A 13,506-nucleotide genomic window follows, 5' to 3' on the forward strand; every position below is an offset into this window, starting at 1 on the left:
ATCCAGTGACTCAGCCTCGATCGACGGAGCGTTCGTCGACGGAGCGGACGGCGGACCGGGTCTCGGTGCGGCAGGCCGCAGCGCGTCGGCGGGTCCGTCGACGCCGGCTGGTCGCCGGTGGGGCGGGCGTCCTGGCCTTGTGCCTCGCTGGTGGCGGGGTCGCGCTCGCGACCGGCCGTGACGCGGGGCCGGCGTACCGCACCGCGACCGCCTCGGTGGGGGCCGTCGAACAGACGCTGGGTGCCGTCGGCACGGTCTCGTCCGCGACGCGGTTCGACACCGCCTTCTCGGTCGGGGGAACCGTCGCGGCAGTCCCGGTGGCGGTCGGTGACACGGTGGCCGCCGGAGCGGTGCTCGCCACGCTCGACTCGGCCTCGCTCGAGACCGCGGTCGAGGACGCGGCGTCCGCGCTGGCCGACGCCGAGCAGCAGCTCGAGGATGACCTGGACTCCCAGACGGCGACCTCCACGACGGCGACGGCGACCTCCTCGGCGGCGTCGGGGAGTGCCTCGGCCGGCGCGGCCACCGGTGGCTCCGCTGCCGCGGCGGCCACACCGGCCACCGGCGCGGTCGATCCGGCTGCGGGCGGATCGACGACGCCTTCGACGGGCGCCCCCGTCGCGGACCCGGTGGCGACGGCCGTGGCGGCGGTCAGGCTGGCGCAGCAGGAGCTGCTGGCCCAGTACGAGCTCGCGTCGGCCGCCCTCGAGGTGAGCACGACGTCCCTCGCGACCTCGCAGACGACCTGCGAGGCGTTCCTCACCGCCGACACCGGCGCTGCGGCGGCCGATGACAGTGCGGTCGATGACAGTGCCGGGGACGATGCCAGCGCCGCCGATGCCAGCGCCGCCGACACCAGCGCAGGTGAGCCGACGGACGTGGGGTCGGCCGACGACGCTGCCGCTGCTGCCGCCGCTGCTGCCGTTGAGGGCGCTGCCGTCGAGCCCGACGCCGGGGCGTCCACGGATCCGGCGACACCCGCCGAGGCCCTGGCCGCCTGCCAGTCGGCGATCGGACAGGTCCTCACCGATCAGACGAGCGTGAACACCGCGCAGGCGGACCTGCTCGCGTTGGCGACCGCCTTGGACGATGCGGTGACCGGCGCGCAGGCCGCCGTTGCCGCCGCCACAGCCTCGGCCGGTACGTCGGCCGGTTCCGCGACATCCACGGGATCGACATCCATGGGATCGACGACCCCCTCGGTGACCTCCTCGACGACCGGTACGCAGTCGAGCGCTGCTTCTGGTGCAGCGGCGACCACGACGGCGGCCCCGACCACGGCGTCGTCGTCCGCGGGAACGACGGGGCAGGCGACCGCGACCGGGCAGGCGACGACGTCCGTCGCGTCGGCCGCGACGATCCTCGCCGACAAGGCAGCGATCGCGCTCGCGGAGGCCGAGGTGGCGATCGCACAGGATGCGATCGGTCGCGTCGACCTCACGAGCCCGGTCGCGGGCACGGTGGCGGCCGTGTCGATCGCCGCTGGTGACACGGTGGCGGCGTCGTCGGCCACGGCGGTCATCACGGTCATCGGAGACGACGGCTTCGTCGTGACGACCACGGTCCCGCTGTCCGCGATCGACACCGTCGCGGTAGGCCAGGAGGCGGCGATGACGGTGGCGAGCACGCCGGAGGTCCTGGCGGGCTCGGTCAGCAGCATCGGTGTCCTCAATGCGTCCACGAGCTCGTCCGATCCGTCGTACGCGGTGGTCATCGCGGTGGACAGCACCGACGAGCCGCTCTTCAACGGCGCGTCGGCCCAGGTCGTGGTGACCGTCGCCAGCCAGGACCAGACGCTCACGGTGCCGAGCTCGGCCGTGCACGTCGACGGTTCGGCGACCACCGTCCAGGTGCTCGCCGACGGCGTCGCCGCCGACGTGGTGGTCGAGGTCGGGGCGGTGGGCAGCGAGCTGACCGAGATCCTGTCGGGTCTGACGGAGGGTGACGAGGTCGTGCTCGCCGACCTCTCCGAAGTGCTCGTCAGCGAGGACGCGGACTCGACGGACAGCAGCCTCACGTCGCTGGGCGGGTCGACCGATCCGGTCGGCACGACCGGGCGGCCGGACTTCGGCGAGATGCCGTCCGGGGGTGCGGGCGGGTTCCGGCCCGGGGGCTGAGCTTCCCGATCGCGGTCCACCGGGTCCGCCGCACACCCTGACGGGCGAGCGGCGGACCCGGTGGTCTGCACCCGGTTGCTCACAGCCGGGTGACAGGTCCACACCAGGTCGGTCGCAGTCTCGCTCTGCATCCTGACTCTCTCAGCACTCCGACGATCTCCGCGACCACCAGGCCGCGAGCCCGAGTGCAGCCAGCTCAAGGAAAGGACTCGCCATGACGGACTCCAGTGGACCGCGCCGCGACGAGCCGCAGGTCCCTCAGCCGCCGTCGACGACGTCGCAGGACCCGACCCGCCCGCTCCCGAAGGCGACGACCCCGGTGCCGGCCCAGCCCCCGGTGGCGGCCCAGACCCCCATGCCGTCTCAGGCCCCCGGCGCGTCCTACCCGCCCGGCTTCGAGCCCGGCGCAGAGAGCGCGAGCGCGGGCTCGGATGCTGGCGCCGTCAGGCAGGAAGGGGTCCCCGCCCGGCCGAGCGCCAAGGAGCGGGTCGCTCGCCGACCCGTCCTGGCCGGGTTCGCCGGCGGGGTCCTGATCGCCCTCCTCGGGTTCGGCGGGGGCTTCGCCGTCGGCCACGCGGTCGACGGCGATGGGGACGGCGACGGCGGCCGGATCGCGATGGAGGGTGGCGACCGGCCGGCTTTCGGCGAGGGCGGCCCGGGTGGTCGGCTCGACCAGGACGGTGAGCGCGGCGACCAGGACGGCGACCAGGACGGCGACCGCCTGTCCCCCGACGGCCTCCCGACCCCGACCGACGAGAACCCGGACACGGACACGTAGCCACCGCGACCGCTCGGTCGAGCGGTCCGTCGAGCGGTGTCGGTCACGAAGCGTCAGGAGCCGCCCTCGGACTGCCCTCGGGGGCGACCGGGAGGGTGACCGTGAAGATGGTCGAGCCCGGCGCCGTGTCGACGTCGATGCGTCCGCCGTGCGCGCCGACCACCGCGTCGACGATGGCAAGTCCCAGTCCGGTCGACCCGGCGCCCGGTGAGCGCGCCGCGTTCCCTCGGGTGAACCGTTGGAACAGGTGCGAGCGCAGCGGCTCGGGGATCCCCGGACCGTTGTCCTGGATCGCCACGGTCACGTGCTCGCCGTCGGTCCGGACCGTCGTGCGCACGACCGTCCCGGGCGGGGTGTGCACGCGCGCGTTCGAGAGCAGGTTCACCAGGACCTGCTGCAGGCGGTGGTCGTCCCCGATCACGACGGCGCGAGGGGCGTCGGGCTCGTCCTGGTCCTCGTCGTCCGTGGGCTCGGACCAGTCCTCGCCGACCGGCAGGTCGAGCTGCCAGACGTGGTCGGGGCCGGCGGCGTGCGCGTCCGCGACGGCGTCGATGGCGAGTGCGGCGAGGTCGACCTCGTCGCTGCCGAGCGGGCGCCCCGCATCCAGGCGCGCCAGCAGCAGCATGTCTTCGACGAGGGCGGTCATCCGGAGCGACTCCGACTCCACCCGACCCATCGCGCGCAGCGCATCCGGGTTCAGCTCACCGGGCAGGTGGCGGACGAGCTCGGCGTACCCGCGGATGGCTGCGAGCGGCGTCCGCAGCTCGTGGCTCGCGTCGGCGACGAACTGACGCACCTGCGTCTCGCTCTCGTGCCGTGCCTCGAGGGCCTGCTCGACGTGGCCGAGGAGCCGGTTCAGCGCGGCGCCGACCTGCCCGACCTCCGTGCCCGGGTCGGTGTCGACCTCCGCGACCCGCTCGGGGAGTGCGACCGCACCGCGGTCGAGCGGGCGCTCGGACACGCGGGTCGCGGTCGCGGCCACGCGCTGCAGCGGCCGCAGCTCCCGGCGCACCAGCACCATGCCCGCCACCAGCGCGAGCAGGATGCCGAACACCGTGACGACGGCCTCGACGGCGATGTACTCCCGCACGGTGTGCATCGCCTCGGTCGTCGACAACCCGGTCACGACGCGATCGCCGTCGTCCGTGGTGGTCGAGATCGCGCGGTAGACGCCGAGCCCCGCGAGCTCGACTGAGTGCGGCTCGCCGTCGGCGGGCAGTGCCTCGAGCGCCGCGACCTGGGCGGAGGTGAGCTCCTGGAAGGTGCCAGACCGGTCGAAGTACCCGGCGGTGATCTCGCCGTCGCGCGAGAAGAGGTTCACGGTGCCGGCGCCCTGCCCGGGCACGATCAGCCCGGGGGGGAGCTGGCGGTCGGTGAGGTCGTCCTCGAGCTCGGTGAGATCGGTCGGCCGGGGCCGGTCGACGTCGTCCCGGTCGGTCGCCTTCGCAGACCGGTCGCTCGCGGCGGTGAGCTGGGAGTCGAGCTGCCCGATGAGCGTCCCACGCAGCGCGAGCGCGGACACCACGCCCATCGTCCCGGCGACGCCCGCGAGCAGGGCGATGAGCACCGCGACCAGCCGGCGCCGGAGCGTCCACCGGGACCAGCCGCGCCGCGAACCGGGTGCGGGCGGGTTCCGGCTCACCGATGCCTCGACCGTCTCGGCGCCACCGGGCTCGGCGCCACCGGGCTCGGCGCCGCCGGGCTGGGCGTCGTCGGCCGGGCTCGCCGTCGTCGGGGTCGAGGCCGTCGCCTCGGTCATCACGCCTTCGCGCTCTCGCCGGGCTTGAGCAGGTAGCCGACCCCGCGCAGGGTGTGGATCATCGGCGTGCGGCCGGCATCGATCTTGCGCCGCAGATACGACACGTACAGCTCGACGATGTTCGCTTGGCCGCCGAAGTCGTACTGCCACACGCGGTCCAGGATCTGGGCCTTGGACAGCACGCGCTTGGGGTTGCGCATGAAGAACCGCAGCAGCTCGAACTCGGTCGCGGTCAGGTGGATGTCCTGCCCGCCGCGCGAGACCTCGTGGCTGTCCTCGTCCATCGTGAGGTCGCCGACGACGAGGACGGCCTCCTCGCGCTCCGCCGTCGCCCCCGCGCGCCGCAGCAGCGCTCGCAGGCGCGCGACGACCTCCTCGAGGCTGAACGGTTTGGTCACGTAGTCGTCGCCGCCCGCGGTCAGGCCGGCGATCCGGTCCTCGACGGCGTCCTTCGCGGTCAGGAACAGCACGGGCACGTGGGGGTTCGTCACCCGGATCCGGCGCAGGACCTCGATGCCGCCCAGGTCGGGCAGCATCACGTCGAGCAGGATCACGTCCGGCTCCATCGCGCGCGCGGCGCGGATCGCGGCGTGCCCGGTCAGCGCGGACTCCACCTGCCACCCCTCGTAGCGCAGCACGGTCGAGAGCAGCTCGCCGAGGGCGGGCTCGTCGTCGACGACGAGGGCTCGAATCGGCGAGCCGTCCGCTCGGGTCAGGTTCTCGCGACCGCGGGCCGGGGTGGTGGTGGTGGACATGTATCGAGTCTGAGGCCATCCGCTGTGGTGCGGCTGGTGCCCCCCTGTGAGAAACCTGTGCGAGTTCTGCGTGGGTCCACAGCAAGTGCGGACCTCGGCCCCAGGCTTCTCACAGCCCGGGCCAGCAGAGTCGGGGCACTGGCCGACCAGTCCGGACGGCCCGATGGAGGTCACCATGAGCACCGTCCTGGCGTCGCGCGTCCTGAGCTTCCCGGCACCGAGCCCCACAACCCGCACCGCCGTAGCCCCCCGCGCCGCGGTGCAGTCCGCCGCCCTGGTGGCGACGGAGGATCCGGCGTGGATCACCGCCACGATCCGGCCGGTGGGGAGCTTCGGGCGCAACGACACCAGCCGGCTGCGGGCCCTGCTCGACGCGCTGGCCGCCTGCGCCTCGATCGTGGTGCTCGACCTGCAGGCGGCGCGCCTGCGCAGCCCCCGCGCCGCCGAGGTGATCGAGGACGCGGCCTGGGACCTCGAGCGCCGCGGGGGCTGCCTGATGTGCGTCAACATCGACGCCGAGACGCGCGCGTGCCTCGTCGCCGTCGGGGACCACGCCGTGCTGATGGGGGCGGCGCCCCGCCTGGTCTCGTCGCGGTGATCGACCGCAGTGGCGCGCTGCCCTTTCGCGCCGCCGGTCAGCGCAGTGGCGCGCTGCCGTTTCGCGCCGCCGGTCCGCGCAGTGGCGCGCTGCCTCTTCGCGCCGCCGGTCCGCACAGTGGCGCGCTGCCTTTCCGGACCGTCGCCTACCGTGGACCTGTGAGCACCACCGGACCCGTCACGGCACCCCTGCCGGTCGTTGTCCCGGCGCCCGCACCGAAACGCGTCTCGCGGCTCGGTGTCGCGCTCGGGATCACGACCGCTGTGCTGGCGACCCTCGGTGTCTGGCTCACCTGGCGGGTCTTCGTGGCATCCGCGGCCGGTCAGCGCGTGGACCAGGCCGCGTTCGAGGGCGCCGAGTACGGCCGGAACCGCCTGTGGCAGGTGGCCGAGCCGGTGCTCGAGGTCGTTTCGATCCCGTACGTGGCGGTGGTCCTGGTCGCGGCGGTCATCATCGCCGTCGTGCGCCGCCGAGGCGGGTTGGCCCTCCAGGTGGCGCTGCTCGTGGCCGGGGCGAACATCACGACCCAGGTGCTCAAGAACGTCGTCTTCGACCGGCCCGATCTCGACGCGACCCCGGTCTTCGCCAACGCGCTCCCGAGCGGGCACACCACCGCGGCGGCATCGGTCTCCGCCGCCCTCGTGTTCGTGGTGCCCCCGCGAGCCCGACCCTGGGCCGCCGTCCTGGGTGCCGTCTACACCTCGGCGACCGGGATCTCGACGCTCGTCGGGGGCTGGCACCGCCCGGGTGATGTCGTCGCCGGGGTCTTGGTCGTCCTGGCCTGGAGCGGGCTGGCGTGCGCCCTCGCCTCGGCCTCGCGGCCGCGAGGTGGGCCGGACACCCCGAGCACCGCAACCGGGCAGCTCGTGCTGACGGACCCGGCGCGGACGTCGCGCAGCGGGCGCCGTCGCGCCTCGATGGTCGGTGTCGGCGGCGGTCTGCTGCTGCTCGCGGCGGCCGCGGCGGCGGTTCCGGCGGCCTACGGGATGTACGCCTCGTGGACGACGGCGGGCGACCTCGACTCCCGCGCGGAGCTGCTGGTGGCGTACGCCGGCGGGGCCTCCGGAGTGGTCGCGATGAGCTGTCTGACGTTCGCCGTGCTGCTGGCCGTCCGACAGGCCGCTGGCAGAGTGGGTTGACCAGAGGTCGTAGAGTGCCCGATCGACGTCAATTGTTCCGTGTCACGTCCCCGGTCGGCTGACCGGGTTGCCTCAGGTTCCTCAGGAAGCAGGTCCGCATGTCCCGCAAGCTCGTCATCGTGGAGTCCCCAGCGAAGGCGCGCACGATCGCCGGATACCTCGGTTCCGGGTACGAGGTCGAGGCGAGCGTCGGGCACATCCGTGACCTGCCGCAGCCCTCCGAGCTGCCGGTCGACATGAAGAAGGGCCCGTTCGGAAAGTTCGCCGTCGATGTGCACAACGGCTTCGAGCCGTACTACGTCGTCGACGCGGACAAGAAGAAGAAGGTCGCCGAGCTCAAGCGCCTGCTCAAGGACGCCGACGAGCTCTATCTCGCCACTGATGAGGACCGCGAGGGCGAGGCCATCGCGTGGCACCTGCTCCAGGAGCTCAAGCCCAAGGTGCCGGTGCACCGGATGGTGTTCCACGAGATCACCCCGGAGGCGATCGCCCGGGCGCTGGAGAACACCCGCGACCTGGACACCCGGCTCGTGGACGCCCAGGAGACGCGCCGCATCCTCGACCGGCTCTACGGCTACGAGGTCTCGCCGGTGCTGTGGCGCAAGGTCCGGCAGGGGCTGTCGGCCGGGCGCGTGCAGTCCGTCGCGACCCGCCTGGTCGTGGAGCGTGAGCGCGAGCGCATGGCGTTCCGCGCCGCCGACTACTGGGACCTCAAGGCCCAGCTCGCCACGCAGGATCCGGCTGAGCCCGTCTTCGGTGCCCGCCTGTCGACCATCGACGGTGCACGCGTGGCGACCGGTCGTGACTTCGACGACCAGGGGATCCTGACGACCCGGTCGGCCGTGCACCTCGACGAGGACGCCGCCCGCGTGCTCGTCGCCGCGCTCGAGACCGCCGACTTCGCCGTGCGCAGCCTCGAGACGAAGCCGTACACGCGCAAGCCCGCCGCCCCGTTCACGACGTCGACGCTGCAGCAGGAGGCCTCGCGCAAGCTGCGCCTGGGGTCGCGCCAGACCATGCGCACCGCGCAGTCGCTGTACGAGAACGGCTACATCACCTATATGCGGACCGACTCGCCCGCGCTGAGCGCACAGGCGATCGACGCGGCGCGCCGTCAGGCAGCCGAGCTGTACGGCGCGGAGTTCGTGCCGAGCGGGCCCCGCATCTACACCTCGAAGGCCAAGGGCGCCCAGGAGGCGCACGAGGCCATCCGCCCGGCGGGGGACTCGTTCCGGACCCCGGCGCAGGTGGCCCACGAGCTGTCGGGGGACCAGTTCAAGCTCTATGAGCTCATCTGGAAGCGCACGGTCGCCTCGCAGATGGCCGATGCGCGCGGTTCCACGGCCTCGGTCAAGATCGGGGCCCTCACGAGCGACGGCCGCGACGCCATCTTCGCGGCGTCCGGCACGGTCATCACCTTCCGCGGCTTCATGGCCGCCTACGAGGAGGGCCGGGACACCGAGCGCTACGCCGACGAGGCCGCTGCGCCGTCCGGCAAGGGGGCCGACGACGCCCGGCTGCCGCAGCTCGCGCAGGGCGACCCGATCACGGCGAACGAGCTCACGGCCGACGGCCACCAGACCTCGCCGCCGCCGCGGTTCACGGAGGCGAGCCTGATCAAGGCGCTCGAGGAGCGCGGCATCGGCCGGCCGTCGACGTACGCAGCGACGATCTCGGTGATCCAGGACCGCGGGTACGTCTCGAACCGCGGCCAGGCGCTCGTGCCGAGCTGGCTCGCGTTCGCGGTGACCCGCCTGCTCGAGGAGAACTTCCGCTGGCTGGTCGACTACGACTTCACCGCGAGCATGGAGGAGGACCTGGACGCGATCGCGGCCGGGGACAAGAACCGGGTCGAGTGGTTGAGCCGGTTCTACTTCGGCGACGCCGACGGCGCGGGTGCCGGCGAGATCGAGGGCCTGAGCCACGCCGTGGAGAACCTCGGCGAGATCGATGCGCGCGAGGTCAACTCGATCGCCATCGGCGACGGGATCACCGTGCGCGTGGGCCGGTACGGGCCGTACCTCGAGGAGACCCCGGTTGCGGGGGCCGTGGGCGACCCGAAGCGGGCCGCCGTCCCGGAGGAGCTGGCCCCCGACGAGCTCACTGTCGCCAAGGCGCGCGAGCTGCTCGAGACCCAGGCCGAGGGTGACCTGGTGCTCGGCGTCGACCCCTCGACCGGGACCACGATCGTGGCGCGCAACGGGCGGTACGGGCCGTACGTCACCGAGCAGCTCCCCGAGCCCGAGCTGGATCCGAGCCTGTCGGCCGCGGCGAAGAAGAAGGCGCTCGCGGCGCTGCCGAAGCCCCGCACTGGTTCGCTGCTCTCGACGATGCAGCTGCCGACGATGACGCTCGCGGACGCGCTCAAGCTGCTCTCCCTGCCGCGGGTGGTCGGTGTGGACCCGGAGTCTGGGGACACGATCACGGCCCAGAACGGGCGCTACGGGCCGTACCTGAAGAAGGGCACGGACTCCCGCACGCTGGCGACCGAGGACGCGATGTTCGACGTCACGCTCGAGGAGGCGCTCGCGATCTACGCGCAGCCCAAGCGTGGACGCGGCGGCTCGGCGGCGGCGCCGCTGCGCGAGCTCGGCGTCGACCCGGTCTCGGAGAAGCCGATCGTCGTCAAGGAGGGCCGCTTCGGCGCCTACGTGACCGACGGCGAGACGAACGGGACGCTGCGCACCGAGGACGCGGTCGAGACGATCACCCTCGAGCGCGCGGCCGAGCTGCTGGCTGACAAGCGGGCGCGCGGTCCGGTCAAGGGGCGCAAGACGGCCGCGAAGAAGACCGCCGTGAAGAAGACCGCGGCGAAGAAGGCTGCGGCGACGAAGACCGCCGTGAAGAAGACCGCGGTGACGAAGACCGCCGCCAAGAAGACGGTCACGAAGAAGACCGCCGCCGCGCAGGGCTGACGGCGTCGGCCTCGCGGTCCGGCTGCGCTGTCAGCCGGACCGCGAGGTCAGTCGGATCGCGTTGTCAGTCGGACCGCGCAGCCGGTCTGGCTGCGCCTCGCAACTCAGAGTGGGTGCGCCGCGCAGCGCTGTCCGATGACGCTACGCATCTGCGCGCACGTGCGTCACTCGATACCGCTGAACCGACCACCGCTGTACTGACTGAGCAGTGTGATCCAACCGCGGCTGAGGCTACTTGCCGAACCTCCAACCACAGTTGTCGTCAGCCTGCTCCCGCATCCCCCTGCGAGGCGGGAACGCGACCGTGCGGGACCAGAAGCCCACAGCACGGTCGGTAACACCAATTCTACGCCAGAGTCCCGGTCACAGGTAGTACGACTTTCCGGCGCGCCGCAAAGTCACTGGTCGGATCCGGCCGAACCGCCAGGAACCGGTGGAGTTCGTCGCCGCAGACCACCCGAATGCCGGACCGGTCCGTGTGTCCGCAGCCGCGCTCGATCGGGTCGCTCCCGCGCCACTATGTTGGGGCGTATGGCACACGTCGACGACCCTCGTACAGCTCCGTCCCTCCGCTGGGGAATCCTCGGCGCCGGCAACATCGCCGGCGCGTTCGCGGATGCGGTGAACTCGCACACCCGGTCCCCGCTCCTGGCTGTCGGCTCACGCAATCGCGACCGGGTCGAGCGGTTCGCCACGGCGCACGGCATCCCGACGACGCACCTCGGCTACCGCGGCCTCGTCGAGGACCCCCAGGTCGACGCCATCTACATCGCGACCCCGCACTCCGAGCACCGCGCGCACGCCCTGTTGGCGATCGCCGCCGGCAAGCACGTGCTCGTCGAGAAGGCGTTCATGCGCAACACGAGTGAGGCCGAGGAGGTCTTCGCCGCGGCGCGCGCCGCCGGGGTCTTCGTGATGGAGGCCATGTGGACCCGCTTCCTGCCGCACGTGGCGGCGCTGCACCAGGTGATCGCGTCCGGTGAGATCGGTGAGATCGTCAACATCACCGCCGATCACGGCCAGTGGTTCGAGCCCAACCCGGCCAGCCGCCTGTTCGACCCGAAGCTGGCGGGCGGTGCGCTGCTCGACCTCGGCGTCTACCCGGTGTCGTTCGCGCACGACTTCCTCGGCGTGCCCGACGCCGTCACCGCGGTCGGCCGCCTGACCGACACCGGCGTCGACGGCCAGGTCAGCATGGTGCTCTCCTACGGTGAGCGCGCGCAGGCCACCCTGTCGACGACGCTGTGGTCGAAGACGCCGACCACGGCGTCGATCTCCGGCACGGAGGGGCACATCCGGGTCGCCGGCGACTTCTACGCCCCGACCTCGTTCACCGTCACGCGCCGCGACGGCGCCCAGTGGACCTTCGACCGTCCGTCGGCACGCGGGCTGCAGTACGAGGCCGCCGAGGTCGCGCGGCGCGTCGCGGCGGGCGAGACCGAGAGCCCGCGGATCACCTGGGACAACACCCTCGAGGTGCTGCGGACCCTGGACGCGGTCCGCGCGCAGATCGGCCTCGTCTACCCGGGCGAGTAGGCGCACGCGGGTGCCGGCCCCGGGGGCGGGCCCCGATACCCTGAGGCCGTGAGCCCACAGTCGAGTCCCGGTTTCTTCCTGTCCTTCGAGGGCGGCGAGGGTGTCGGCAAGTCGACGCAGGCCGCACTCCTCGGCGAATGGCTGCACGACGCCCTCGGCCGAGAGGTCGTCCTGACGCGCGAGCCCGGCGGCACCACCCTGGGCATCGAGCTGCGCAACGCCGTGCTGCACGGGGAGGACGTCGATCCGCGCACCGAGGCCCTGCTCTACGCGACCGATCGCGCGCACCATGTGTACTCGCTGGTGCGGCCGGCGCTCGAGCGGGGCGCGGTCGTGATCACCGACCGGTACCTGGACTCCTCGGTCGCCTACCAGGGCAACGGGCGCGACCTGGGTGCCGACGAGGTCGAGCAGCTCTCGCTGTGGGCCACCGAGAGCCTCCTGCCGGAGCTGACGGTGCTCCTGGACCTCGACCCGCTGATCGGGCTGACCCGGCTCACCGGTGACCCGGACCGGCTCGAGCGCGCGGGTGACGAGTTCCACCGGCGCATCCGCCAGGCGTTCCTGGACCGAGCCGCCGGCGACCGGGACCGGTGGCTCGTCGTCGATGCGTCCCGCACGGTCGACGAGATCCAGGCCGACATCCGCCGCCGGGTCGCCGAGGCGCTCGGTCACGAGTCGACGGCGCTCGGGCGGCCCGCGTCCGCAGTACCCGCCGCGTCGCGCGCCGCTGCGCGCCCCGCCGAGGGCGGCTCGCACCGGTGAGCGTCTGGGACGATCTCGTCGGGCAGGAAGCCGTCGTCGAGGTGCTGCGCGGCGCCGTCGCCGATCCCGCCGCGATGACGCACGCCTGGCTGATCACCGGTCCGCCCGGCTCCGGCCGGTCCAACGCCGCGCGGGCCTTCGCCGCGGCCCTGCAGTGCCTCGAGGGCGGCTGCGGCGACTGCCTCGCCTGCACGACGGCGCTCGCGGGCACCCATGCGGACGTCACCGTCGTCGCGACCGAGACCGTCGGCATCAAGATCGACGAGACCCGCGCGCTCGTCTCGCTCGCCCAGCGCGCGCCGTCGGGCGGTCGTTGGCGCGTGATCCTCATCGAGGACGCCGACCGGATGGCCGAGCGCACGTCCAACGTGCTCCTCAAGGCGATCGAGGAGCCGCCGCCGCGCACCGTCTGGCTGCTGTGCGCACCGAGCCCGCAGGACGTCGTGGTGACGATCCGCTCCCGCGCCCGGTCGCTCGCGCTGCGCGTACCGCCCGTCGAGGCGGTCGCGGCCCTGCTGGTCTCGCGGGACGGCGTCGACCCGCAGGTCGCGGCGGTCTGCGCCCGCGCGGCCCAGAGTCACATCGGGATCGCGCGGCGCCTGGCGCGCGACCCGGAGGCGCGGGACCGTCGCGCCCAGGTGCTCGCGATCCCGGCTGCGATCCGGGGGGTGGGCGACGCCGTGCTCGCCGCCGGGCGGCTCGTCGAGGTCGCGCAGGCCGAGTCGAAGGCCGCCACCGAGCAGCGCGACGCGCAGGAGAAGACCGCGCTCCTGCGGGCGATGGGGGCCGAGGGTGCGGCGACCCTGCCGCCGAGCCTGCGGTCCCAGGTCACCCAGCTCGAGAAGGACCAGAAGAGCCGGGCGACGCGGGCGCAGCGCGACGTGCTCGACCGGTCGATGATCGACCTGCTCTCGCTGTACCGGGATGTCCTCGTGGTGCAGCTGGGGGCTGGGGTCGACCTGGTCAACGCCGGGCAGGCGGACCAGGTCGCGGCCCTCGCCGCCTCGAGCTCCCCGGAGCAGACGTTGCGCCGCATGGACGCGATCGGTCAGACGCGCACCCGGCTGGCGGGCAACGTCGCGCCGCTGCTCGCCATGGAAGCCATGACCATCGCGCTCCGACCTCAGGGGTAGGACTCACTCAG

10 protein-coding genes are annotated in these 13,506 nt (G+C 73.0%); 8 read left to right on the top strand and 2 right to left on the bottom strand.

Annotated elements, in window-relative coordinates; genetic code table 11:
- Nucleotides 1–5 precede the first annotated feature (5 nt).
- Entirely contained in the window at nt 6–2,117 is a 2,112-nt protein-coding gene (locus EUA98_RS07870) for an efflux RND transporter periplasmic adaptor subunit (RefSeq protein WP_165372753.1), read from the top strand.
- 214 nt (nt 2,118–2,331) lie between these two features.
- Nucleotides 2,332–2,895, top strand: coding sequence for a hypothetical protein (locus EUA98_RS07875; RefSeq protein ID WP_130102131.1), 564 nt, complete (start codon nt 2,332–2,334; stop codon nt 2,893–2,895).
- Between the two features lie 43 nt (nt 2,896–2,938).
- Here the strand turns inward: EUA98_RS07875 and EUA98_RS07880 are convergent, their stop codons facing one another.
- On the bottom strand, nt 2,939–4,654 hold the full coding sequence (locus EUA98_RS07880; protein ID WP_130102132.1) for a sensor histidine kinase: 1,716 nt from the start codon (nt 4,652–4,654) through the stop codon (nt 2,939–2,941).
- Entirely contained in the window at nt 4,654–5,409 is a 756-nt protein-coding gene (locus tag EUA98_RS07885) for a response regulator transcription factor (RefSeq protein WP_130102133.1), read from the bottom strand. Before EUA98_RS07885 ends, EUA98_RS07880 begins: the two co-directional genes overlap by 1 nt.
- A gap of 175 nt (nt 5,410–5,584) precedes the next feature.
- Between EUA98_RS07885 and EUA98_RS07890 the strand changes: the two genes are divergently transcribed.
- From EUA98_RS07890 to EUA98_RS07915, 6 genes are all read left to right on the top strand, one after another.
- Nucleotides 5,585–6,007, top strand: a complete 423-nt coding sequence (locus tag EUA98_RS07890) for a hypothetical protein (RefSeq protein WP_130102134.1) — start codon at nt 5,585–5,587, stop codon at nt 6,005–6,007.
- 158 nt (nt 6,008–6,165) lie between these two features.
- Nucleotides 6,166–7,146 carry a phosphatase PAP2 family protein gene (locus EUA98_RS07895; protein WP_242511340.1) on the top strand — a complete coding sequence of 327 codons (981 nt, stop codon included), beginning with the start codon at nt 6,166–6,168 and terminating at the stop codon, nt 7,144–7,146.
- 98 nt (nt 7,147–7,244) lie between these two features.
- A complete protein-coding gene (gene topA, locus EUA98_RS07900; RefSeq protein WP_130102135.1) occupies nt 7,245–10,061 on the top strand; it encodes a type I DNA topoisomerase in 2,817 nt (938 codons plus the stop codon).
- A 531-nt stretch (nt 10,062–10,592) separates the two neighbouring features.
- Entirely contained in the window at nt 10,593–11,597 is a 1,005-nt protein-coding gene (locus tag EUA98_RS07905; RefSeq protein ID WP_130102136.1) for a Gfo/Idh/MocA family protein, read from the top strand.
- Nucleotides 11,598–11,645: 48 nt separating this feature from the next.
- Nucleotides 11,646–12,362 (top strand): dTMP kinase, encoded by a 717-nt coding sequence (gene tmk / locus EUA98_RS07910; RefSeq protein ID WP_130102137.1) that lies wholly within the window; start codon nt 11,646–11,648, stop codon nt 12,360–12,362.
- The gene (locus EUA98_RS07915) at nt 12,359–13,495 is read left to right on the top strand and encodes a DNA polymerase III subunit delta' (protein WP_130102138.1); all 1,137 of its coding nucleotides are present in this window, start codon (nt 12,359–12,361) and stop codon (nt 13,493–13,495) included. Before tmk ends, EUA98_RS07915 begins: the two co-directional genes overlap by 4 nt.
- The last annotated feature ends 11 nt before the right edge of the window (nt 13,496–13,506 follow it).

The organism is Pengzhenrongella frigida (assembly GCF_004168625.1).
GTDB lineage: Bacteria > Actinomycetota > Actinomycetes > Actinomycetales > Cellulomonadaceae > Pengzhenrongella > Pengzhenrongella frigida.